This is a genomic window from Streptomyces purpurogeneiscleroticus, assembly GCF_020024005.1.
Classification (GTDB): domain Bacteria; phylum Actinomycetota; class Actinomycetes; order Streptomycetales; family Streptomycetaceae; genus Streptomyces; species Streptomyces purpurogeneiscleroticus.
Window position 1 is genome coordinate 1 of the sequence record NZ_NHSG01000208.1, and the last position, 23,144, is coordinate 23,144.

Annotated in this window: 21 protein-coding genes and 1 pseudogene; 15 read left to right on the forward strand and 7 right to left on the reverse strand. The window is 70.8% G+C overall.

Features of this window, described 5'->3' with window-relative positions; genetic code table 11:
- From CCS38_RS13395 to CCS38_RS13415, 5 genes are all read right to left on the reverse strand, one after another.
- Positions 1-253, reverse strand: a 253-nt coding sequence (locus CCS38_RS13395) for an alcohol dehydrogenase catalytic domain-containing protein (RefSeq protein ID WP_372457063.1), incomplete at its 3' end; no start/stop codon positions are given.
- A 68-nt stretch (positions 254-321) separates the two neighbouring features.
- On the reverse strand, positions 322-1,155 hold the full coding sequence (locus CCS38_RS13400) for an ABC transporter permease (protein ID WP_223733468.1): 834 nt from the start codon (positions 1,153-1,155) through the stop codon (positions 322-324).
- Positions 1,152-2,066, reverse strand: a complete 915-nt coding sequence (locus tag CCS38_RS13405) for an ABC transporter ATP-binding protein (RefSeq protein WP_223733470.1) — start codon at positions 2,064-2,066, stop codon at positions 1,152-1,154. Before CCS38_RS13405 ends, CCS38_RS13400 begins: the two co-directional genes overlap by 4 nt.
- Complete coding sequence (locus CCS38_RS13410) at positions 2,066-3,076, reverse strand: ABC transporter substrate-binding protein (RefSeq protein ID WP_223733471.1); 1,011 nt, start codon at positions 3,074-3,076, stop codon at positions 2,066-2,068. The genes CCS38_RS13405 and CCS38_RS13410 overlap by 1 nt, the downstream gene beginning before the upstream one ends.
- 143 nt (positions 3,077-3,219) lie before the next feature.
- Positions 3,220-4,173, reverse strand: coding sequence for an ABC transporter substrate-binding protein (locus CCS38_RS13415; RefSeq protein WP_223733472.1), 954 nt, complete (start codon positions 4,171-4,173; stop codon positions 3,220-3,222).
- 199 nt (positions 4,174-4,372) lie between these two features.
- On the opposite strand from CCS38_RS13415, the gene CCS38_RS13420 reads away from it, so the two are divergent.
- The 8 genes from CCS38_RS13420 (at position 4,373) to CCS38_RS13455 (ending at position 13,635) form a co-directional block, all read left to right on the forward strand.
- Positions 4,373-5,722 carry an MFS transporter gene (locus tag CCS38_RS13420; RefSeq protein WP_223733473.1) on the forward strand — a complete coding sequence of 450 codons (1,350 nt, stop codon included), beginning with the start codon at positions 4,373-4,375 and terminating at the stop codon, positions 5,720-5,722.
- Positions 5,723-5,809: 87 nt separating this feature from the next.
- Entirely contained in the window at positions 5,810-6,670 is an 861-nt protein-coding gene (locus tag CCS38_RS13425) for an IclR family transcriptional regulator (RefSeq protein WP_223733474.1), read from the forward strand.
- A 143-nt stretch (positions 6,671-6,813) separates the two neighbouring features.
- The gene (locus CCS38_RS13430; protein ID WP_223733475.1) at positions 6,814-9,141 is read left to right on the forward strand and encodes a CaiB/BaiF CoA-transferase family protein; all 2,328 of its coding nucleotides are present in this window, start codon (positions 6,814-6,816) and stop codon (positions 9,139-9,141) included.
- Entirely contained in the window at positions 9,138-9,950 is an 813-nt protein-coding gene (locus CCS38_RS13435; RefSeq protein WP_223733476.1) for an enoyl-CoA hydratase/isomerase family protein, read from the forward strand. Before CCS38_RS13430 ends, CCS38_RS13435 begins: the two co-directional genes overlap by 4 nt.
- 83 nt (positions 9,951-10,033) lie before the next feature.
- Positions 10,034-10,828, forward strand: a complete 795-nt coding sequence (locus tag CCS38_RS13440) for an SDR family NAD(P)-dependent oxidoreductase (protein WP_223733477.1) — start codon at positions 10,034-10,036, stop codon at positions 10,826-10,828.
- 120 nt (positions 10,829-10,948) lie between these two features.
- Positions 10,949-11,797 (forward strand): alpha/beta fold hydrolase, encoded by an 849-nt coding sequence (locus tag CCS38_RS13445; RefSeq protein ID WP_223733478.1) that lies wholly within the window; start codon positions 10,949-10,951, stop codon positions 11,795-11,797.
- 36 nt (positions 11,798-11,833) lie between these two features.
- Positions 11,834-12,688: an alpha/beta fold hydrolase gene (locus CCS38_RS13450; protein WP_223733479.1), complete on the forward strand. Its 855-nt coding sequence runs from the start codon at positions 11,834-11,836 to the stop codon at positions 12,686-12,688.
- Positions 12,688-13,635, forward strand: a complete 948-nt coding sequence (locus CCS38_RS13455; RefSeq protein WP_223733480.1) for an alcohol dehydrogenase catalytic domain-containing protein — start codon at positions 12,688-12,690, stop codon at positions 13,633-13,635. The genes CCS38_RS13450 and CCS38_RS13455 overlap by 1 nt, the downstream gene beginning before the upstream one ends.
- A 207-nt stretch (positions 13,636-13,842) precedes the next feature.
- On the opposite strand, the gene CCS38_RS13460 is transcribed toward CCS38_RS13455, so the two are convergent.
- Positions 13,843-15,336: an AMP-binding protein gene (locus tag CCS38_RS13460; protein WP_223733481.1), complete on the reverse strand. Its 1,494-nt coding sequence runs from the start codon at positions 15,334-15,336 to the stop codon at positions 13,843-13,845.
- A gap of 162 nt (positions 15,337-15,498) precedes the next feature.
- Here CCS38_RS13460 and CCS38_RS13465 point away from each other — a divergent pair, with 162 nt between their 5' ends.
- The 7 genes from CCS38_RS13465 (at position 15,499) to CCS38_RS13495 (ending at position 22,574) form a co-directional block, all read left to right on the forward strand.
- On the forward strand, positions 15,499-16,746 hold the full coding sequence (locus CCS38_RS13465; RefSeq protein ID WP_223733482.1) for an aromatic ring-hydroxylating oxygenase subunit alpha: 1,248 nt from the start codon (positions 15,499-15,501) through the stop codon (positions 16,744-16,746).
- Positions 16,747-16,861: 115 nt separating this feature from the next.
- On the forward strand, positions 16,862-18,256 hold the full coding sequence (locus CCS38_RS13470; protein ID WP_223733483.1) for a M20 family metallopeptidase: 1,395 nt from the start codon (positions 16,862-16,864) through the stop codon (positions 18,254-18,256).
- A complete protein-coding gene (locus CCS38_RS13475; RefSeq protein WP_223733484.1) occupies positions 18,253-19,212 on the forward strand; it encodes a DODA-type extradiol aromatic ring-opening family dioxygenase in 960 nt (319 codons plus the stop codon). The genes CCS38_RS13470 and CCS38_RS13475 overlap by 4 nt, the downstream gene beginning before the upstream one ends.
- Entirely contained in the window at positions 19,209-20,078 is an 870-nt protein-coding gene (locus CCS38_RS13480; RefSeq protein WP_223733485.1) for an IclR family transcriptional regulator, read from the forward strand. Before CCS38_RS13475 ends, CCS38_RS13480 begins: the two co-directional genes overlap by 4 nt.
- Before the next feature lie 222 nt (positions 20,079-20,300).
- Complete coding sequence (locus CCS38_RS13485; protein ID WP_223733486.1) at positions 20,301-21,305, forward strand: NAD(P)/FAD-dependent oxidoreductase; 1,005 nt, start codon at positions 20,301-20,303, stop codon at positions 21,303-21,305.
- A 7-nt stretch (positions 21,306-21,312) separates the two neighbouring features.
- Positions 21,313-21,633, forward strand: coding sequence for a ferredoxin (fdxA, locus tag CCS38_RS13490; protein WP_223733487.1), 321 nt, complete (start codon positions 21,313-21,315; stop codon positions 21,631-21,633).
- 137 nt (positions 21,634-21,770) lie between these two features.
- Positions 21,771-22,574, forward strand: coding sequence for an alpha/beta fold hydrolase (locus CCS38_RS13495; protein WP_223733488.1), 804 nt, complete (start codon positions 21,771-21,773; stop codon positions 22,572-22,574).
- Between the two features lie 245 nt (positions 22,575-22,819).
- Here CCS38_RS13495 and CCS38_RS13500 read toward each other — a convergent pair.
- A pseudogene (locus CCS38_RS13500) lies at positions 22,820-23,038 on the reverse strand (ricin-type beta-trefoil lectin domain protein); the annotation flags it as partial.
- Between the last annotated feature and the right edge of the window lie 106 nt (positions 23,039-23,144).

The following is a 23,144-nucleotide window of genomic DNA, read 5'->3' on the forward strand; positions in this document are numbered from 1 at the left end:
GGGCGCCCTCGGGGTGGGTGTTTGAGGCGAGGACGTAGCCGCTGCCCTGGGTGCCGGGGATGAACGGCAGCTCGGGCAGGATGCCGAACTGTCCGTCGAGGATGTTCAGATCCAGATGGGCGACGGTGGCCGCCGCCACCCGGACGAGAGTGTGCCCGGGGCGCGGCGCGGGCACGGCCCGCTCCCCGAGCCGCGGCAGGGTGCCGAACTCCTCCAGGGCCAGGGTGCGCGATGTGGTTGCGGAACTGCTCACGTGCTGAGTTCTCCATTCTTCCCCCCGTTGGTCACTGCGCTTTCCCCCGTAGATCACTAAGGCCCCGATTACACCTTAGCTCCATACTTGTACAGTACACGCATCGCGATGACACGCAGGATCCGGTCGTAGACGAGGCCCAGGATGCCGAGGGTGATGATGCCGACGAAGACCCAGTCGATCCGGCCGTAGTTCCGGGAGGTCCAGATCAGGGAGCCGAGACCCACCTGGGCGGCGACGATCTCGGCGGAGACGATCGTCAGGAAGCTGTTGCCCATGGCGAGGCGGGCGCCCGTGAGGATGTACGGGACGGTGGACGGCAGCACGACGCGCTGCAGGATCTGGCGGCGGCCGGCTCCGAGGCTGGCCGCGGCCCGCAGCTTGGACTCGTTGACGGCCATCACGCCCGCGCTGGTGTTGAGCGTGACGATGAAGACGGCCGTGTAGAAGATCAGGACCACCTTCGAACTCTCACCGATGCCCAGCCACACCACCGCCAGGGTCACGAAGGCGACCGGCGGGATGAAGCGGAAGAACTCTGTGTACGGCTCCAGGAGCTGGCGGACGATCCTGATCTGCCCGATGAGCAGGCCGACCGGGGCGCCCACCACGACGCCCAGGCCCCAGCCGATCAGAATGCGGCGGCTGGAGGCGATGACCGAGTTGCCCAGCGTGCCGTCGGACGCCAGTTCACCGGCGGCCGACAGGGTCTGACTCGGCGAGGCGACCAGGGACGGGCCGTACTTCATGGCCAGGAGCTGCCAGACAGCCAGGCCGACGAGGATGGCGAAGACATAGAGGCCGATGGTACGCAGCGCTTGTCCGCCGCCCTTCCTTTTGGTGCGGCGCGGGCGGGTGCGTGTGCGGGCGGGGGTCGGGGCCTCGGTCGTGGTGATCGTCATGCGCCCTTCGCCTCTCGGTCGAGCTGGTCGTCGAGTCCTTGATCGCGCATGGCCTTGCGGACCTCTTCTCCGATGTCCTCGCGCAGCCGGCTGCGCAGGCGCAGGGCGGCGGGGTCGGACTCGTCGCGGGGACGCGGCAGGTCGACCGTGTACAGGGACTTGATCGAGGCCGCGGGGCCCGCCGTCATCACGGCGACCCGGTCGGCGAGGAGGATCGCCTCGTCGATGTCGTGCGTGACGAAGACGACGGTGCAGCCGGACGCGCTCCAGATGCGGGCCGTCTCCTGCTGCAGCACCTGCCGGGTCTGCGCGTCGAGCGCACCGAAGGGCTCGTCCATGAGGACGACGCCCGGTTCGTTGGCGAGGACCCGGGCGATCTGGACGCGCTGGCGCATGCCGCCGCTGAGCCGGCCAGGGTAGCGGTCCGCGCAGTGACGCAGGCCGACCAGGCCGAGGAACTCGTCGGCCACCCGGTTCTGCTCGGCGCGGGACAGGCCGCGCATGCGAGGCCCGAAGGTGACGTTCTGCTGCACCGTCATCCAGTCGAAGAGGGCCTCGCTGCTCTGGAACACCATGCCGAGTTCCGGGTCGGGGCCGCGGACGGGCGCGCCGTCCGCGGTGAGAGTTCCCTCGCTGACCTGGATGAATCCCGCCATCGCCGACAACAGCGTGGACTTGCCGCAGCCGCTGGGTCCGAGGAGACAGAGAAACTCTCCGGCCGGGATGTCCAGATCGATGCCCTGGACGGCCCGGAAGTCACCGAAGGAGATGCCCGCGCCTTCGACGCGCAGAGCCGCTCCGCGTCCGGCTTTCGGCTCCGTGGGCGTACGGGGGGCTGCCACGGTCGTCGCGGCCACCGCCCCCTCCCCCGGCACTGTCTCCTTCTCGATGCCCTTCATCGCCTCGGCCATCAGGACCCCTCCGTGTTGTCGGGAAGCCAGCCGCGCTGGACGGTGCGGGACACGTCGGGGCGGGCCGTGACCTTGCCGGTGTCCAGGTAGAACTGGGCCGTACTGTCGTAGCCCTTGAGGTCCTTCGCCGTGAAGTCGCGGACAGCGAAGTCGATGTCCTTCGCGGCGTTCAGGGTCTGGTCGGTGGGGATCTTCGCGGCGTCCTTGGCGGCCTTCGCCGCGGCCTGCGGATCGCTCTCGGTCTTCTTGGCCGCTTCCGCGAGGGCAGCGGCCACCTTGACGGCAATGCTCTTGTTGTCCTTGAGCCAGGGCGCCGTCGACAGCAGCCAGTGCTGGTAGCTGAAGCCGTAGTCGCCCGTGGTCTCCAGGATCCGCTCGCCCAGCTCCACCCCCTTGGCCGGCCACGGTTCCCACAGGACGTACGCGTCCACGTCGCCCTTCTTGGTGAGCGCCGGGATCTCGGCAGGGTCGGCCGTGACGAATTCGACCGAGTCGGGCTTGATGCCCTTCGATTCGAGGAACCGCGTGGCTGCCAGCTCGGACAGGCCCGGGACCACGGCCATCTTCCGGATCTTTGCGGGGGACTTCACATCGGGCCCCAGGACGACCTTGAGGTAGCGGCCGGAGTCCTCGTACACAAGCAGTGAGCGCAGGTCCGGGTTCTCTCCGAGCAGGCCGATGGTGGTGGCGTCGGAGTTCCCCGCCATCTGGACCTGCCCCGCGTTGAGAGCGTCGACGCCTTCCCCGCCCTTGGCGAACTGGACGAGGTCGACGTCGACCCCGTGCTTGGCCCACAGCCCCTCGGCATCGGCTACGAAGAACGGCGCATACCCGGCGTCGATACCAACTGCGATACGTATATGGGGATCACCTGCCTTGCCGCCGGAGCCCGAGCCGGCGTCGGTGGTGCCCGCTCCGCAGGCGGTCACCGCCGTCAGTGCGGCGGTGAGGAAGACGGTGCCGGCGATGCGCTTGACCGGGCGGGCTTTCGGGCGGGTCGTTGTCTGCATGGTCACCTCGGAGTGGGGTGCTTTTCGGCAGGTAATCGGGGTGCGGGCCCGCGAGTGGGCGAACGCTACTGCCGGTCGAAGGGCAGGTGCATGCGCGACGGTCCGCTCAGTGGGACAGCCCGGACTCGGCTCGTCGAAGGCGGTCACTTGGCATGCTGGTCGTACCAGCCCCGCAACAGCACGGTGTCGTAGTCGGGTGCGCTGTTGATGAGCTTCTGCGCGCTGAGGAAGTCCACGATCTTGCGCGAGGAGGCGACATCGGCCGAGGTCAGGGCACGGGACGTGAAGGAGATCTCGCCGACGCCCTGCTCCGTCTGCGCCACCGGCAGCTGGGCCTGCTGGTGAGCCGCGAGGGCGGCCGCGTGCGGATCCTTCGTCACCAGCCGGTCGGCCTCCGCAACCACCTTGAACACCTTCCCGGCGAGCTCCTCGTTCTCCTTCAGCCACTTGTCGTCCGTGAGCAGCCACTGCTTGTACGTAACACCGAAGTCGCCGATGGAACCGGCGATGTGGCCGCCCGCCTCGACGCCCTTGGTCGCCCAGGGGTCGAAGAGGATGTAACCGTCGATGTCGCCGCGCTGGAGCATGGTGGGAATCTCCTGCGGCGAGCTCTGCTGGATCTTCACGGAGTCCGGGTCGATGCCGTGGTACCGCAGGTACTCGTGCGTGGCGTACAGGCCGATGCCCTGGATCGAACCGATCGTCTTGATCTGGCGCGGCGAGGTGATGCCCTTGCGCAGGACGACCTTGAGGTAACGACCCGAGGACTGGAACACGCCCAGGGCGCGCAGGCGCGGGTTGCTCACCATCTGCGGCAGCGCGGTGGAGTCGGCGCTGGCCGAGATCTGCGCCGTGCCGGCCGTGACGGCCTGGGCGGCGGCGGGTCCGCCCTCCACCTTCATCAGCTGCACGTCGAGACCGGCCTTCTTGAACATGCCGCGCTCGGCAGCCAGATACAGCGGGGCGTACGAGGCGTCGACGCCGAGCGCGATCCGGACGGTCGGACTCGTGCCGCCCGCGGATCCCGCCGAGTCGGTGGTGCCCGCGCCGCAGGCGGTGGCGAGGAGGAGTGCGAGCAGGGTGAGCAGGGCGGCCACCGGGCGCCGTCTTGTGCGGTGGAGACAGAACATCGGATGCGACCTCCGGGTCGGAGTGCTGGCGAGGTGGCGGAAACCTGACACCCCCGGAAGGCCGGCGGAAAGCGCGGTGTCCCGCCTGGCGGACCGGCACGATTGAGGCGACTTCCGGCCGTTCGTACGCTCCACCGATCCCAGGCTCGAACGGCAAGGAGCACACATGCCCCGCAAGAGCACGCCCGAGGCCGCGTCCACGACGCGACGCGTGGTCATCGCGTCCGTCGCCGGCAACATGATGGAGTGGTACGACTTCTTCCTCTACACCACGGCTGCCGCGCTGGTTCTCGGCACGGTCTTCTTCCCTGCCGGCGGTCATCCGCTGCTCGGCACCATCGCGGCCCTGGCCGGTCATGCCGTGGGATTCGCCGCCCGACCCATCGGGGGTCTGATCTTCGGACACATCGGTGACCGGCGCGGGCGCAAGGCCGCGCTCATGGGGACGCTCTCGCTGATGGGCGGCGCCACCTTCTGTATGGGGCTGCTGCCCTCGTACTCCACGGCCGGTCTGTTCTCCCCGCTGCTGCTGATCCTGCTGCGGGTCCTCCAGGGCGCGGCGGCCGGCGGCGAATGGGGCGGTGGCGTCCTCATCATCACCGAGAACGTCCCGGCCGAGCGCCGTGGGTTCCTCGCCTCGTTCAGCTCCTGCGGCATGGGCCTGGGCTTCGTCCTGTCGGCACTGGCGCTGTGGCTGGCCGAGCAGGTGTCCGGGGACGGCTTCCTGACCTGGGGATGGCGGCTCCCGTTCCTGGCCAGCGTGGTGATCTTCCTGGTCGGGATCTACATCCGCCGCAATCTCGGCGAGACGGACAGCTTTGAGGCCGAGTCCACCGAGGCCGAGAGCGCGCCTCGTTCGCCGCTGCGGGAAGTACTGCGGCGGCATCCGCGCCAGGTGCTGTTCGCGATGGCGCTGCGCTTCGCCGACAGCGGCGCCAGCTACATCTTCATGTCCTTCTCCCTCGTGTACGGGGCGTACGTGGGGATCTCCTCGACCGTACTGCTGTGGGCCGGGATCGGCGGGATGCTGGTGGACTCGGCGATGATGGTCGTCTTCGGCCGGCTCTCCGACAAGGTGGGCAGGCGTCCCGTCTATCTGGGCGGGGCGATCGGCATGCTGGTGTGGGCGGCGCCCTTCTTCATGCTCATGAACACGGAGCAGCCCGCCGCGGTGTGGGTGGCGTTCGTCATCGGCCACATCGCCATGGCCGCGATGATCGGCGTCCAGCCCTCGTACTTCTCCGAGCTGTTCAGTACCAGCACCCGGTACTCCGGGATGGCGCTGGGCCACGAGCTGTCGTCGGCGATCGCCGGTGGCCTGTCGCCGGTGGTGGCGACGGCGCTGCTGGCCGCCACGGGGCACTTCCTGCCGGTCGCGCTGCTGACCATGGGGATGGCACTCGTCACGCTGGTGGCCCTGGTCTTCTTCGCGCAGGTACCGAAGGACCCCGGGCAGCACGGCACGCAGGACGCCGACCAGTCCCGGGAGGAGGCCATCACCACGCCTGTTGCCTGATGTTTACGCCCCCGCCCCTCTATGCAACATGGCGTTGTTGCACTTCAAATGGCCTGTACCGCCATGCGACGAATTAAGGGGACGCTGATGGGGTCGTACGCCGACGAGGACGTCCTGCTGCCCAATTCCGTCCTGGGCAAGGCTCAGCTGCTGCTCGCCGCGTTCGAGTCGGGGGCGGACCGACTGCGGCTGAGCGAGCTGAGCCGCCGGTCGGGCGTGCCCAAGGCGTCGGCGTACCGCCTCGCCCGGGAACTGGTGCAGTGGGGGCTGCTCGACCGGCACGGTGAGACGTACGAGCTCGGCATCAGGCTCTTTCATCTGGGGCAGCGAGTGCCCGCCTCCTCGGTGCTGTGCACCGTGGCCCGCCCGTTGATGGCCGACCTGTTCACACGGACCCGTACGGCCGTGCACCTCGCGGTCCTCGACGGCACCCACGTCCTGTTCCTGGAGAAGATCGCCGGTGAGGCCAACGTGCTCACCCACTCTTATGTCGGCGGTCGGCTGCCCGCCTCCTGCACGGCGACCGGTCAGCTGCTGCTCTCCCTGGCCCCGGACGGACCCGAGCGGGTGGCGGCGCTCGTCGGCAGGGGGCTGCCCGCACTGACCCCGCGCTCCGTCACGGATCCGCAGGCCCTTGCCCAGCGGCTGTCCAGGGCGGCACGTCAGGGGTACGCGCTGGAGATCGAGGGGGTCAGGATCGGGGACGCCAGCCTCGCCGTACCGGTGGCTCTGGCCGGGACGGAGTACGCGGCGCTCTCGGTCACCGGACCGATCGCGCAGGTGTCGGCGAACCGACACCTCGCGGCGCTGCGGGCCACGGCGGAGAGCATCGAGCGGGGCGTGGCGCGGAAGACGGTGGAGAGTCCGTCGTACGGAACGCCACGCGCGGCGCGCACGGTACGCGGGCCGAAGCCGGCCGGGGTGCGTCCCGCCCACGCCGCGAGCTGAGCACTCGCCCGCCACTGCTCTCGGGCCATGCCCCGGTTCCGGATCCGGTTCCGGTCAGCAGAACACCCCGGTGGCCCGCCTTCCCGCCCCCGTTGATCGTGAGATTCCGCAAAGGCTGCGGACACGTAAGGGGAGGAGCCGTGGTGGGACCAGACACGGACCCGGCAGCACTGCGCGTGCTGGATCTGACCGATGAACTCGCTTTCCAGGGCGCCCGGTTGCTCGTCGGGATCGGCGCCGACGTCGTACGGACCGAGCCGGGCACCGGCCTCGACCCGGCGGCCCGCACGCACTGGCACGCGGGCAAGCGCTGGGTGCCGGCGGAGGACCCGGCCGAGCTCGACGCACTGGCGGCGGTCGCCGACGTCGTCCTGGAGAGCGGGCCCGTGGCGCGGTTGCGCGGCCTGCGGGAGGACGGTTCGTCCCGGTGGCCGCACGCCGTGCACGTGGTGGTGACGCCCTTCGGGCTGACCGGGCCGCGCCGCGACTGGACCGGCGACGATCTGGTGCTGGCGTCGGCGGGCGGCATGACCTGGCTCGGCGGGCGCCCCGACGGACAGCCCAAGCCGCCGCCGCGGGAGCAGGCGCTGCAGACCGCCGGCGCCCACGCGGCGATCGGGGCGCTCCTGGCCGTCGTGTCGGGCACTCCTCAGCTGGTCGACGTCTCCGCGCAGGAGGCCGTCGCCGCCACGCTGGAGACCGGCGCCCTCGCATGGATCCACGCCGGACGTTTCCCGGTACGCAACGGAGGGGTGTACGAACACGTGGCGCACCAGATCTTCGAGGCGGCGGACGGTTACGTGGCCGGGGGCTACTCCGGCAGCAACCGGATGTGGACGGATCTGCTGGCGTGGATGGCCGAGCGGGGCGAGGCCAGTGACCTCCTCGACGAGCGCTGGCAGGACGCCTCGTTCCGGTGGCAGCAGCGCCCCCATGTGGACGCTGTCGTGCGGCGGTTCGCGGCGGGGCAGCGGGCCGCCGAACTGGCCGCAGAGGCGCGGGAGCGGGCCCTGCCGTGGGCGGAGGTCGTACCGGCCGCGCGTCTCACCGACAACCCGCAGCTGCGCCACCGCGAGTCCCTGGTCACGATCACCGGCGAGGGGCTGCCGGACGGCGGCGTCGAGGACGTCGGGTTTCCGTGGGCGGCGCTGCCGCGGCCGGTCACTCTTCCCGCGCTCCGGGAGGTGGCGCCGGGCGATGAGCCGTGGCGCAGGTCTGAACAGAACCAGGTGCGCGGCCGTGGTGAGCAGCCCCCTTCCAGGGCCCCGAAGTCCAAGGCCCTGGAAGGGGTGCGGGTCCTCGACCTGACCTGGGTCCTCGCCGGTCCGTACGTGACCAAGCAGTTCGGGGAGCACGGTGCGGACATCGTCAAGGTCGAGTCGCGGCACCGCCAGGACCCCACGCGTTTCGCCCCGTCGATGCATCTGCGGTCGGGCTCCGACCCCGACGACAGCGGCTACTTCATCAACTTCAACCGCAACAAGCGCGGCGTCGCCCTGAACCTGCGGACCGAGGAGGGCCGGCGACTGCTGCGCGAGCTGGTCCCGCACTGCGACGTCGTCGTGGAGAACTTCAGCCCGGGTGTGCTCGCCCGCTGGGGCATGGACTACACGTCGCTGCGCGAACTCAACCCGGACGTGATCCTGGTGTCGATGGCGGGGGTCGGGCAGACCGGTCCCTGGCGCAACGCCGTCACGTTCGCCGACACGCTCGCCGCGATGTCCGGCCTGTCCAGCGAGACCAGCGACCCGGGTGGCCCGCCGCAGGGTCTGACCTTCGGGCTCGGCGACATGATCGCGGCCAATTCCGCGGTGCTCGCCACGCTCGACCTGCTGGCGCGCGGGCGTGGCGGCCACGTGGATCTGTCCCAGCTGGAGGCGATGGCCGCGACGATGGGCCCGGCCGCCCTGGAATCCGTCCTGGGCGACGGCGGGCCGGATCCCCGGACCACCGAGTTCCCGAACCGGTCGCCGCACGCCGTGCCGCACGGTGTGTATCCGGCGGCCGGGGACGACCGGTGGGTGGCGGTGTCGGTGACCGACGAAGCGCAGTGGCACGCGCTGACGCGCCTCGTCGACCTCCCCTGCGTTGAAGGCGACTTGGCTGCTCGCCGCGCGCACGAGGACGAGATCGACGCTGCCCTCGCCGCCTGGACGAGCCGGCAGGACGGCCACAAGCTGGCCGAGATGCTCCAGGCGGAGGGCGTCGCGGCAGCGGTCGTGGCGACCGGGCAGGACCTGGTCGAGACCGATGAGCAGCTCGCGGCCCGCGGCTTCTACCCCGTACTGGACCACCCTCTCACCGGGCCGGTCCGGCACGAGGGCATCGTCGCACGGCTGACGGCGACGCCGGGCGAACTCAACCGGCCCGCACCTCTCCTCGGCCAGCACACCGACGAGGTGCTGCGAGAACTGCTGGGCCTGAGCGATGAACGGCTGGCGACGCTGACCGCCGAAGGAGTGACCGAGTGAGCGAGGCGAGGATGACCCAGGACAAGCTGCTCCAGAAGAAGCCCTCCGTACTGCACGTGACGCGCGACGGCGGAGTGGCCACCGTCCGCGTGGACCGTCCCAAGGTGAACGCCGTGGATCCGGCGATGATCGAGGAGTTTCTCGCGACTCTGTCGCCGCTGGCCGCCGATCCGGAGGTGCGCTGCATCGTCATCACCGGCACCGGCCGGTTCTTCATCGCAGGTGCCGACATCGCCGTCATGCGGGATCTGTCCGCGGAGAACCAGGCGAAGATGCGCCGCTGGATCCACGTACAGCGGGTGATCGAGCAGACCCCCAAGCCGGTCGTCGCGGCGATGAACGGCCACGCGCTGGGCGGCGGCGGAGAGTTGTCGCTCGCCTGCGACCTGCGGATCCTCTCGACGGAAGCCACGTTCGGCTTCCCGGAGATGCGGCTCGGGCTGTTCCCGGGGGCCGGTGGCAGTCAGCGACTCCCCCGGCTCATCGGCCCCCACCTGGCGAAGCGCCTGATCATCGAGGGGGAAGGGCTGACACCGCAGCGCGCACTGGAGCTCGGACTTGTCGACGTCGTGGTGGAGCAGGCCGAGTTCGAGGCGACGGTCGCCGAGCGGGCCCGCCGCCTCGCGGCGCAGCCGACGGCCACCATCGCCCTGCTCAAGCGGGTCGTCGACGAGGGGTACGGGCTGCCCCTCGAACAGGCCCTGGAGCGCGAGGAGAAGGGCGTCGCCGACCTGATGGGGACCGCTGACGCGGCGGAGGGGCTTCAGGCGTTCCTGGAGAAGAGGACCGCGGTGTTCACCGGACAGTGAGGCAGCGCCATCGCGGGTGGTCCGGTTCCGGTGACCGGACCGCCCGCATTGGCGTGCTGCCGTACGTTCCGCATCCTCGGCGGATGAGTTCCCTACAGCACACCGAGACCCAGCACACCGAAGAAGCCACGCAGAACGGGGCCGTGCTCGTCACGGGCGGCACGAGTGGCATCGGCCTGGCCATCGCGGAGGCGGTGGCCCGCGCCGGGCGCCCCGTGGTGGTCACCGGGCGTTCCGAAGACCGCTGCCGCGCAGCGGCGAAGCAGCTCGAAAGCATCGCGAGCGAGCGCCAGTTGGCGCTGGTCGCGGACACCACCGACCCCGACGCGCTGGCCGCGGCCGTGAGCCGGGCCGCCGAACGCTGGGGCCCCGTCATCGGTCTGGTGACTGCCGCCGGCCGCCTGGCCCGCGGCTCGGTGCTCGACCTCACGCCCGACGACTTCCGCGCCGCCCTCGACACCAACGTCATCGGCACGTGGCTGGCGATGCGCGCCGTCCTGCCCGGCATGCTCGACGCGGGGCACGGTCGCATCGTCACGATCGGCTCCGTGCTCGGCTCGACCGGCGCCCCCGAACGGTCCGGTTACGCCGCCACCAAGGGCGCGGTCGCCGCGCTCACCCGGTCGGCGGCCCTGGAGGTCGCCGGGACCGGCGTCACCGTGAACTGCGTCGCGCCCGGCCCCGTTCGCACCCCCATGAACGAGAGTGACACCGCTACCGACGCCGCCGCCCAGGCCGCCTTCACCGCCAAGGTGCCGCTGGGCCGCTGGGGCAGGCCCGAGGACATCGCACACGCGGTGCTCCCGCTGCTCGCCGCCGGCTCGTCCTTCACCACCGGCGCGGTAGTGCACGCGGACGGCGGCTACACCGCGCAGTGAGCGGTCATCCGAGTCACCCAGCGAGAGCGGTTCGCTGAACGGACCGCGACGCTGGGCCCGCGCCCGGTTCGGTGATGGGCTCGACACCGTACCCCCCTGCATTCCTACGGAAGGACTCGCATGTCACCAGCACCGGAGAGCCACTACGCGGACGGCGCGGGAATCCGCTACCACTATCACGACCTCGGCTCGGGGCCCGACACCGTGTTCCTGCACGGTGGCGGCCCCGGCTGCACCGCGTGGAGCGACTTCGGGCCCGTCGCGCACCTGTTCGCGGCCGACCGGCGCTGTCTGCTCGTCGACATCCAGCAGTACGGCAAGTCGGAGAAGTCCCCCATCAAGGGCCCGATGTGGGACCACCACGCGGCGAAGACCGTCGGCCTGCTGGACACGCTCGGCGTCGACCGCGCCGACTTCGTGTGCAGCTCGTGGGGCGGCACCATCGCCCTCAACCTCGCCGCGAAGTACCCGGACCGGGTCCGCTCGCTGGTCATCACGGGCAGCATGCCCGTCTTCTACGGGCCGCTCGCCCCGCTCCCCGAGAACGGGCACCGCGGCCGCACGGCCCGCGACATCTACTACGGCGGCGAGGGCCCGACCCGCGAGAAGATGCGGGACCTCATCACGAAGCTGGAGTGGTACGACGGTACGAAGCTCCCCGAGGAAACACTGACGCTGCGCTACGAGCAGAGCCTCGACGAGGAGGAGCGCGCGCTGGCGGCCATGTCCGACTCGCCGCGCGGCGACTGGCAGGACCTCACCGAGGAACTGGGGCAGATCCAGGCTCCCACGCTGTTCATGTGGGGCATGCAGGACGCGTTCCTCACCCCGGACTACCCGCTGATGCTGGCCCGCATGGTGCCGAACGGGAACCTCCACGTGATGGACCACACCTCCCACCACCTCGAGGAGGAGCGCCCCGAGGCGTACCACTCGGTGGTCAGCGGCTTCCTCAATTCCTTGAGCTGAAGCTTCCCCCTTCCCAACCGCCCTACGGAGTGCAGCATGTCCATCTGGACAGAGATCAGCCCCACCCCCTTCCGCGTCGAGTACGTCGACGCCGCCGGAGTCCCCACCCGCACCCTGCGCGCCGGTGACCCGACCGCCCAGGCCGTCGTCTTCCTGCACGGCACCAGCGGTCACCTGGAGGCCTTCGCGCGCAACATCACCGCGCACGCCGCCTACGACCTGCACGCCATCGACATGCTCGGCCACGGCTACACCGGCAAGCCCGACAAGCCGTACGAGATCGCCGACTACGTCGCCCACCTGATCGACTACCTGGACGCCGTCGGTGTCGACAGCGTCCACATCGTCGGCGAGTCCCTGGGTGGCTGGGTCGGCGCCCGCGCCGCCATCGAGCACCCGGAGCGGGTGCGCAGCCTCCAACTCCTCTGCTCCGGCGGTACGGTGGCGAACCCCGAGGTGATGGACCGCATCCGCACCAGCACCAAGCAGGCCGTCACCTCCGACGACATCGAGCTCACCCGCAAGCGGATGCGGCTGCTGATGGCCGACGACGCCTCCGCCACCGAGGAGCTGGTCGAGGTCCGGCACGCGATCTACCACACGCCGGAGTTCGTCGCGGGCGTCGACAACCTCCTGTCCCTCCAAGAGATGGAGCGCCGCCAGCGCAATCTGCTGCGCCCCGAGCACCTGGCCCGGATCACCCAGCCGACGCTGGTGGTGTGGGGACGTCAGAACCCCTTCGGCGAGACCCCCGAGGCGACGGCCCTGCACGAGGCCATTCCCGGCTCGCGCCTCGAACTCTTCGAGAACTGCGGGCACTGGCCGCAGCACGAGCAGGCCGAGCGCTACAACGCGCTCAGCCTCGAGTTCATCGGCAAGGCCGCCGGCTGATGCGGGCGGTCCGGTTCCACGACTGGGGCGCCGCGCCCGTCCTCGACGAGGTGCCCGAGCCCGTCCGCGCACCGGGCGAGGTCCTCGTCCAGGTGACGGCGGGCGGTGTCTCGCACCTTGATGTCACCGTCGCGTCCGGCGACTTCGAGCTCAAGCCCTCGCTTCCGTACATCGGCGGCGTCGAGGGCGCGGGCACAGTCCTGGAGGCGGACGCCGACTCCGGTCTCACGCCGGGTACACAGGTCGTGCTGCGGGGAGGCGGCCTGGGCCTGCTGCGCGACGGCACATGGACCGAGCGGGTCAGCGTGAAGCGCAAGGCCGTCACCCCGCTCGCCGCCCCGCTCGACCCCGCGGTGGCGGCGAGCTTCTTCGTCCCCGCCACGACCGCGTACGTGGCGCTGCACGACATCGCCCGGATCGGTCAGGACGAGAACGTCGTCGTGGTGGGCGCCGCCGGCGCGGTCGGCGCGATGGTGGCCCAGCAGGCACTGGCCACGGGCGCCCGGGTGACCGGCGTGGTCGGCCGGGAGGACCAGCTGGCCGAAGTGCCGAAGGGGGTCGAGGCTCTGACGCTGGACGACGCGGAAGGTCTCGCCCAGGACCGGTCGGCCTCGCTGCTCGTCGACACGCTCGGCGGCGCGGGCCTTGTCGGCCGCAGCCGGTGGGTGCGGCGGGGCGGACGCGCCGTGGTCATCGGCTACGTGGCGGGCCCGCACGTCGAGCTCGATCTGCCGAGCTGGCTGCTCGACGAGGTGGCGCTGCTGCCGGTGAACATGATCCGCCAGGAGCGCCGGGCCCGCGAGGTCTCCGGCGACCTGGTCCGACGGCTCTCCGAGGGTGAACTGACCCTGGCCGTCGAGGAATTCGGGCTGGCGGACGCTCCCGCGGCGCTCGACGCCCTGCGGGTCGGGCGCGTGCGGGGGCGGGCTGTGCTGCTGCCCGGGTGAGAGCCTGGGCCGGCGTGTTGTCGGCCCGGGCGCGGCTCCGTCGCAGGGCGCGACCCGCGACGGAGCCGCGCCCCGGACATGCACGCACTTCGTGCGGTGTCTCGTCGGGGAAGGCCGCGCGCAGCGCGTGCCTTCAGGGGCGCGGGGAACTGCGCGATCAGCCACGACGAAACCGGCACCCGGCCACCGCCCGTCCGGTACGGACTCCTAGCCGCACCGGTCCCACGTCCCCCCGGTCACCCCCCGCTCCCGCAGCACGGACTTGCGTACCTTGCCCGTCTCCGTGAGCGGCAACGCCGTGACCACGTCCACATACCGTGGCACCGCGAACGCGGGAAGCTCCCGCGCGCAGTGCCGCGCCACCTGCGCCGGTTCGAGCGTGCGGCCGGCGCGCGGGACGACCGCCACCATCACCTCGTCCTCGGCGAGCGTGGACGGAACCGGGAACGCGGCTGCCTCGGCGACATCGGGATGCGCCCGCAGCGCGGTCTCGACCTCGTACGACGAGATGTTCTCGCCGCGGCGCCGGATGCTGTCCTTGACGCGGTCGACGAAGCGGAACCAGCCGTCGGGCTCGCGCACCACACGGTCCCCGGTGCGGCGCCACGCACCCGGATCGGGTGTCACGTCGCCCAGGTAGCCCGTGGCGAAGGCATGCTCCTGGTCGGTGCGGACGACGAGTTCCCCGGGCGTTCCGTCCGGCACGGACGAGAGGTCCGGGCCGACGACCCGCGCCTCGAAGCCGTCGCGCACCGTGCCCATGCAACCGGGACGGCAGTCCTCCGGTACGGAGCCGATGACCAGGTTGGTCTCCGTGGAGCCGAACCCGTCGACGAGGGTCACGCCGAACCGCTCGCGGAACACGTCCCACAGCGCGCCGGGCGTGCCCGGGCCGAGTCCGCGCCAGGCCCGGTGCGCGCGGTCGGCGGGCCCGGGCTGCTGCGCGAGCAGCATCGGCACCATGGCGCCGAGCACATACACGCACGTGGCTCCCGTCTCGGCGGCTCGTGTCCAGTGGCGCGAGGCGGAGAACCTGCGGTCCACCACCATGGAGGCCCCCACCGTCATCGCCTGCGCCAGCGTGTTGAGCGCGTTGGTGTGGAACAGGGGCAGGCAGGTGTAGAGGGTGTCGTCGGCGGTCAGCCGCAGCGAGTCGGCCACGTTCCGGCCCCACCAGGCGAACTGGGCGTGCGGGCAGCGCACGCCGCGGGAGGGGCCGGTGGTGCCGGAGGTGAACAGGATGGCGGCCGTGTCACCGGGGCGGGACGGATGGGCGTCGAGCGCCTTTTCGATGCCGGCGACCGGCGCCTGCGGCGAACCCGTCACCCACACCTCCCCCGCGTATCCCACTTCCCCCACGCGTGCGGCCAGCTCCTCCTCCACGTACAGGAACTGCGGCTCCGACTCGTCCAGCGCGTGCCGGAGCAGCCGTCCGTGCAGTGCCGTGTTGAGCGGGACCACGACCGCGCCGAGCCAGGCACAGCCGAGCACCAGATCGATCAGTTCGACGCGGTTGGACAGGAGCGCGGCGACCCGGTCCCCCGGGCGGCAGCCCCGGGCCGCCAGCGCGCCGGCCATCGTGGCCGCGGCCGTGCGCGTCTGCGCGTAGGTGCGCATGGTTCCGTCGAGGGTCAGGAAGGCCCGTTCGCCGTGGTGAGCGGCCACCGCGTCGACCAGGCCGGGAATCGTCATGCGGTTCATGAACAGATGCTGTCCGGCCGCCCCTGAGCGACCAAGGTCAATGGTTCGTTGACCGGTCCGCTGCCGGCCACGGTCCGTTCACCGGAACGGGTTCATAGGCAGGCGTCGCGCCGCGCCGGATGCTCGTGCCGCACACCCACCGGAGCAGGAGGCCACGACGAGATGACGACGAGCGAACGATCCCCCGCCGCACGGAAGACCGCAGCGAAGGAGCCCGCCAAGGCGCCACGCGCATCCGCCGACAAGATCGGCCGGCAGGACTGGTCGTCCTGGCCCCACTACGACAAGGCGGCGTCAGGATTCCGCGGCTACTGGTACCCGGTCACCTGGTCGAGCCACATCACCGACGACCCGAAGCCGTTCACGCTCTGCGGCGAGAAGATCACGCTGATCCGCGACAGCGGCAAGGTGTACGCGCTGCACAACCGCTGCCCGCACCGCGGCGTCCCGCTGTCGGAGGGTAACCAGCAGTTCCCCGGCACCGTCAGCTGCCCGTATCACGGCTGGACCTTCGACCTGCCCACCGGCAAGCTGTCGGCGGTCATCACCGACGGTCCCGGCTGCCGCCTCACAGGCAAGCTGGGCGTGCGCACGTACGCCGTCGAGGAGCGGCTCGGCATGGTCTGGGTGTACATGCCGATCGCCGAGGAGGAGCCGCACCCGATCGACGAGCAGCTGCCCGAGGAGCTGGTGTCGAACGCCTTCGTGATGGGCGGCCGCTTCGATCCGCGTGCCGGCAACTGGCGCTTCGCCTGCGAGAACGGCTTCGACGAAGGGCACGCCAAGTACCTCCACCGGACGGCACTGTGGCGGCTGTTCAAGCCGATGCCGACGTGGAACATCACGCGGATCGTGCCGAAGGGCCGCTGGATCTACCGCGTCCAGGACGAGGTCTACTGGGATGCCGACTTCCCGGGCGTGGGCCGCTGGACCAACAAGCGGTGGTGGATGAAGCAGCCGCCGGAGGGGACGTTCAACCTCGGCAACACCGGCAAGACCGACAACATCGACCCGGTGATCGAGTCCCAGGATTTCCCCGGCTTCGCGTCCCTGTCGATGCCGGGCATGCTGCGGATCGCCTACCCCAACTTCATGCACTACGAGTTCTACGTGCCGATCGACGACGACCACCACATGTACGTCGGCGTGATGGTCAACTTCAAGCAGGGCTGGGACACCCTCCGCTTCTACGGCAAGTACCTCGGCGCCATCCGCTGGCTGTTCCACGGCCAGTTCTCCGGCCAGGACGCCTGGATGGTCGACGTGACCGACGCGCCCCCGGAGAAGCTCTACCGCCCCGACGTGTCGCTGACCTCCTGGCGCAACCTCAGCGAGGAGGAGTACGGCAAGAAGCTCGCCGCCGCCGGCGTCACCGAACCCACCACGGACACCACGGAAACGGAGGCCTGATCATGGCCCGCACCCTGCTCAAGATCCTGCTCGGTGTCGCCATCGCGGTGGCACTCCCCCGCGCCAGGAAGCGCTTCGCGGAGACGACGTTGACCCAGGTGCACCGGGTCAATCAGTGAGCGGCGACAAGCCCATCGACGAGCCCTCCGGACTCTCCGGGCTCGACGACCGGCGTCGCGCCTGGGTGACGGAGGCCTGGGGGTATGTCACCGACGAGCGGCTGCGTGAGCTGATCGTCGGCCTCGTCGGGATCGCCAGTCCGACCGGTGACGAGCGGCCGCTCGCCGAACACATCGCCGGGACCCTCGCATCGGTCGGACTGCGCGCGGCCTGTCAGCCGCTCGACGCCCGCCAGGCGAACGCGTGGGCCCGGCTCGAGGGCGACGGCACCGGACCCGATCTGATGCTGTACGCGCCCATCGACACCCTCACTGTGGGCGACGAGTGCGAGGACGTGCCGTGGATCGGGCCGAAGCTGCGCGAGGACATGCGCCCCGAGGCCACCGTCTACGACGATCTGGTGACCGGCCTCGGCGCCTCCAACCCCAAAGGCCACGCGGCCTGCGTGATGCTGGCCGCCGAGGCGATCGCGCTGGCCGGAGTTCCGCTGACCGGGGACCTGGTGGCCGCGTTCGGCGCCGGCGGCATGCCGACCAACGCCCTGCCCGGCAGCGACCGGCTCAACACCGGCCAGGGCGCGGGCTGTTCGTTCCTCCTTGAGCAGGGCGTGTACACCGACTACGCGGTCATCGCCAAGCCGGGGTGGACCGTGTCGTGGGACGAGGTCGGCCTGGTCTGGTTCGAGGTGACGGTGCACGGCACCCACACCTATGTGGGCTCGCGCCACCGGCTCCCGTACGACAACGCGATCAGTCGCGCCGGCGACGTCGTACGGCACCTGGAGCGGTGGTTCGCCGAGTACGCGAAGCGGCACACCGGCGGCACGGTCTCGCCGCAGGGCATCGTGTCGTCGGTGCGGGGCGGCTGGCCGCGCATGGCCGCGGTGACCACGGCGGCCTGCACCCTGCGGGTCGACCTGCGGATCACCCCGGAGACGACGCCCATGCAGGCGAAGCGTGAATTCACCTCGACCATAGCGGAGTTGAAGCGCTCGATGCCGGGGCTCGACGCCACGGTCGAGATGATCCTCGCCGTCCCGGGGACCACCACCAGCCGGGAGAGCTGGGTCTTTCGCAGCGCGGTCGCCGGGTGGGAGGCCCTCGAAGGGCGCCCGCACGAGGTCGTGAACGGCAACAGCGGCGCGACCGACGCGAACATCCTGCGCGGGCGCGGCATCCCGACGGTCCGCGTCGGCATGCCGAAGGTGGCCGAGGCACCCTTCGACATCGACTTCGCCCGCGGCATGAACACCGTCTCCGTACGGGAGATGCAGAAACTGACCCGCCATCTGATCCGCACGGCGGTCGACACCGTGACCCGTTCCCACGCGGAGTGCGCCTCCGCCGGGGAGTCCGGGCCCGCCGTGGAGCCGGAAGGAGCAACGGCATGAGCGAGATCGTGCTCGGCGTGGGGGCCTCCCACAGCACGCTGATGAACACGCACTGGGACGAGACCGTCCACAAGGACCGCGCCGAACGCTTCCGTGACGCGCTCGGGGAGGCCCGCGACGAATTGGCCCGCTCCCGTCCCGACACCGTCGTCCTGATCGGCTCGAACCACTTCCGCGGGTTCTGGCTCGATCTGATCCCGCCGTTCACGCTGGGCGTCGGGGAGTGTATTGCGAGCGGCGAGTCCGGGACGCCGAAGGGCCCGCAGCCGGTGGACGTGCCGCTCGCGCGGCACATCGCCGACTCGTTGGTGGAGAGCGGCCGGTTCGATCCGGCGTTCTCCGCCCGGCTCCAGATCGACCACGGGCAGTCGCACGCCATCCAGTACCTGCTCGACGGGCTCGACGTGGAGATCGTGCCGCTGGTGGTGAACGTCTTCGCGCACCCGCTGCCGACCCTGGAGCGATGTCAGGAACTGGGGCGCGCCATCCGCGAGGCCGTGCTCGCCTTCCCCGGCGACCGGCGGGTCGCGGTGGTCGGCTCGGGCGGCCTCTCACACCGGCTGCCCTGGCCGGACTGGCGCGAACCGCACGGCGACGACGAAGAGTTCATGGTCGGCGCGTGGCTCAACGGCCGCGAGAACTGGCAGGACTACGACGCCCGCCGCCGCGAGATCATCCGGGCCGCCGAGGCCCACCTCACCCCTGAGTTCGACAACGAATTCCTCACCCTCCTCGAACGCGGCGAGGCACACCGCCTCACCGCGTACACGACCGAGGAACTGGAGAAGGCGGCGGGCAACGGCGCGCAGGAGCTGCGGACGTGGCTGCTGATGGCCGCCGCCCTGGATCATGCGCCCGCACGGCGTCTGGCGTACGAGCCGATGCCCGAGTGGCTCACCGGGATGGGCGTCGCGGTCATCGACCCGGCGGCCGTGGACGCGGGGCAGTCGGCATGAAAGCGCCGGCCGACGTGGCGCCGGCCAGTCACCACCCCCTCGCACACCCGGTCGCGCACCCGGCGCCGCAGGGCCTCGTGCTCTCGGCACACCGCGCCGCGCCGGGGCCCGAGAGCGAGGAGGTGGGCGGGGCCGACTCCATGAACTCCGTTCTGGGGAAGGTCCGTCCGATCCTGGAGTCCTTCACCTCCGACGACGCCGCCCTCTCGCTGGCCGAGCTGGTGCGTCGTTCGGGGGCGGCCAAGGCCACGGTGCACCGGCTGGCCCAAGAGCTGGTGACCTGGGGGCTGCTGGAGCGAGAGGGGTGCGACTACCGGCTCGGACTGCGTCTGTTCGAGCTGGGGCAGCGGGTGCACCGGCAGCGCATCCTGCGCGAGGCCGTGCAGCCGTACATGGAGGATCTTCTCCTGATCACCCGGGAGACCATCCACTTCGCCATCCACGACAGCCTGGACGTCGTCTACCTGGACAAGATCTTCCCGCACCGCGGGCTGAACGCCGAGTCCCGGGTGGCGGGCCGGCTCCCCCTGTACTGCACGGGCACCGGCAAGGCGATCCTCGCGTACTCGCCGCCGTCGCTCTTCGTCGACGTGGTCAGGGGCGGCCTCAAGCCGATCACCCGGCACACGGTGATCTCACCGGGCCGCCTGCGCGCTCAGCTCGACCGGATCCGGGAGGAGGGCATCGTCCTGGAGTCCGAGGAGATCAGACTCGGTTACGCGAGCCTGGCCGTTCCGGTGTTCGCCGGAGGCACCACGCTGGTGGGCGCGTTGTCCATCACGGCGCCCACCTACCGGATGGACGCGGCAGGGTACGCGACGGCACTCCGGACGGCTGCGCTCGGCATCGGGCGTTCACTGGCCTGAGTGCTCCGCCGGAAGCGCGGTCGCGGGTCCGCCGCGCGACCGGGTACGCCGCAAGGAAAGCAGTACACGCAGTACGAGTGCGAAGGGGCCCGCCGGACGGCGGGCCCCTCACCGTGTTCCGGAGACCCGACGCCCCCGCCGCACACCCGCCCGACCAGCCGCGTCCTGCTCACCGGAACGACTCCGTAGGGAGAACCGCCGCCTCGTTCCTACGCTCACACCATGAGCCAACTCACCGACGAAACCGGCGTCCTGGCCACCGACGTCCTGATCATCGGCGCCGGTCCGGCGGGCCTCTACGGCGCTTACTACGCAGGGTTCCGCGGCCTGACCGTCACCGTCATGGACGTCCTGCCGCAGCTCGGCGGGCAGATCAGCGCGATGTATCCCGAGAAGCCGATCTTCGACATCGCCGGCTTCCTGTCCGTGCGCGGCCGCGATCTGGTGGACGGTCTCATCGCCCAGGCCGAGCCCTACTCTCCGCGCTATCTCCTGGGCCACCGGGCCGCCGAGCTGACGCACGACGCCGACGGCCTGCCGGTCGTCCGCAGCGACCAGGGGGCGACGGTGCGCGCCAAGGCGGTCGTCATCACGGGCGGCGTGGGCACGTTCACCCCGCGCCCGCTGCCCGCCGGGGAGGAGTTCCTCGGCCGCGGCCTGGAGTACTTCGTGCCGGACCCGTCCGTGCACGCGGACCGGGACGTTGTGGTCGTGGGCGGCGGTGACAGCGCCTTCGACTGGGCGGCCCTCCTCGCGCCGATCGCCCGCTCGGTCACCCTCGTGCACCGTACCGCCCGCTTCCGCGCCCACGCGGCGTCCGTCGAGAAGGTCCGCACCCTCGGCGTGGAGATCGTCACCGACTGCGAGGTGAGCCGCCTCCTCGGCGCCGACCGGGTGGAGCAGGCCGAGATCCGGCACCGCACGACCAAGGAGACCCGCCTCGTCCCGGCCGGGACCGTGGTCGCCGCGCTCGGCTTCCTCGCCGATCTCGGGCCGCTGCAGCACTGGGGGCTCGACCTCCAGGCCCGGAAGATCACGGTCGACACCCACATGGCGACCAACCTGCCCCGGGTGTTCGCCGCGGGCGACATCACCGACTACCCCGGCAAGGTCCGCCTCATCTCGGTCGGCTTCGGCGAGGCCGCCACCGCCGTCAACAACGCGGCGACCGTCATCGACCCGGAGGCTGCCCTGTTCCCCGGGCACTCCACCGAGAAGGAGCACTGAGTACACCATGACGTACGTCATCGGCGCGTCCTGCGTCGACATCATGGACCGGTCCTGCGTGGAGGAGTGCCCGGTCGACTGCATTTACGAGGGCGAGCGCAAGCTCTACATCAACCCGATGGAGTGCATCGACTGCGGCGCCTGCGAAGTCGCCTGCCCGGAGCAGGCGATCACGGTGGACCGCAAGGCGGACCCGGACTTCCGCGAGGACAACAAGCGCTTCTTCGTGGAGGTCCTTCCCGGTCGCGACAGCGCGCTCGGCTCCCCCGGCGGGGCGACTCCCCTCGGCCCGGTGGGCGTCGACACTCCGCTGGTGAACGCTCGGTGAGCGCCGCCGAGGGCGACATCGCCGCCGCGTGAGCGGAGTGTTCCTTCAGCACGTCGGCTCGTACGACCCGCCCACCGACCTCATCGAAGCCGTCGGCGCCTCCGTGCTGCCGACCTTGTGACGAAAGCGATCCAGATATGACGGACATAACGGACGCGAGCACGCTTCGGAAGGGCTACGCCTCCAGCCGCTTCGGCCAGTTGCACTACGTGGAGTCCGGCGACGGCGAGCCTGTGCTGCTGCTCCACCAGACACCCCGCTCCTGGACGGAGTACCTCGACGTGCTCCCCCTGGTCGGTGCCCGGTATCGGGCGATCGCGATGGACACCCTGGGCTACGGAGCGTCCGCGAAGCCCGATGGGCCGCACACCATCGAACGCTTCGCGGACGGCGTCGGCGACCTGATCGAGGCGCTCGGCCTGGACCGCTTCCACCTGGTCGGGCACCATACCGGCGGGGTGGTCGCCGTCGAGGTGGCGGCCCGCTTCCAGGACCGCGTGGCAAGCCTGCTGCTTTCGGGGACCTCGTTCGTCGACGACGAGAAGCGCAACGGCGTCCACGGCAGCGTCGACCCCGTCGATCCCGCGCCCGACGGCACGCACCTGCGGGCGCTGTGGGACAACCGGCGCGCCTTCTACCAGCCGGGCGAGGAAGCGGCCCTGACCCGGTACGTCATCGATGCGCTGACCGTCCTCGACCGGGTCGAGGAGGGCCACGAGGCGGTGCGCCGCTACGCCATGGAGCCCCGCCTGCCGAAGATCACCGCGCGCACGCTCGCGGTCTGCGCCCCCGACGACAGGTTCTCCCGGCCGTCCCTGGCGAAGTTCGCTGCGGCGCTCGGTTGTCCGACCAGAGTGCTGTCCGACGGACACGTGGCGGCGCCGGAGCAGGTGCCGCAGGAGTTCGCCGACATCGTCGTGGAGTGGGCCGGCCGCGGCTGACCCAGCAGAACGCGTGCGCCCCATCGGAGCGGGCGCCGGATTCCCCCCGGCGAGCATGCCGATCGCGAGGGTCGCCGCCACCATGGCGGCGACCCCGGCGCACGAGCGCGTTCGTGGGGGCGAGGGAAGCCGCGCCGCGGGCCCTTATCGATCCGTCTTCTCGAGCGCGGCAGTCCCTATCAGGTGCGAGTCCAGCGCTGGTTACTGCCGTTCGAGCAGAAGGAGAGCTGCATCAGCCACAGTCACTCGCTGCCGTAGTCCCGCAGCTCGCCGGCGGAGGTGTACGTCCACTGCTGGCTGGTGCCGCCCGAGCAGGTCCACAGCTGGAGTTGGGTGCCGTCGGTGGTGCTGGAGTCGGGGACGTCGAGGCAGCGGCCCGAGCCGATGCCCTTGATCGTTCCGGAGTCCGAAGGAGGCGTGGTGGAGCCGCCGTTGAGTGCGTTGAGGACAGCGGTGCAGGCGGGCACCCCGGCGGACCGGCGGCCGTGAAGCGTCTGGCCAGTACCGGACTGCCGTCGCTGACCACACGGAGCGTCGCAAGCCCGCCCGCTCCGCCGGCTCCGTCAGACG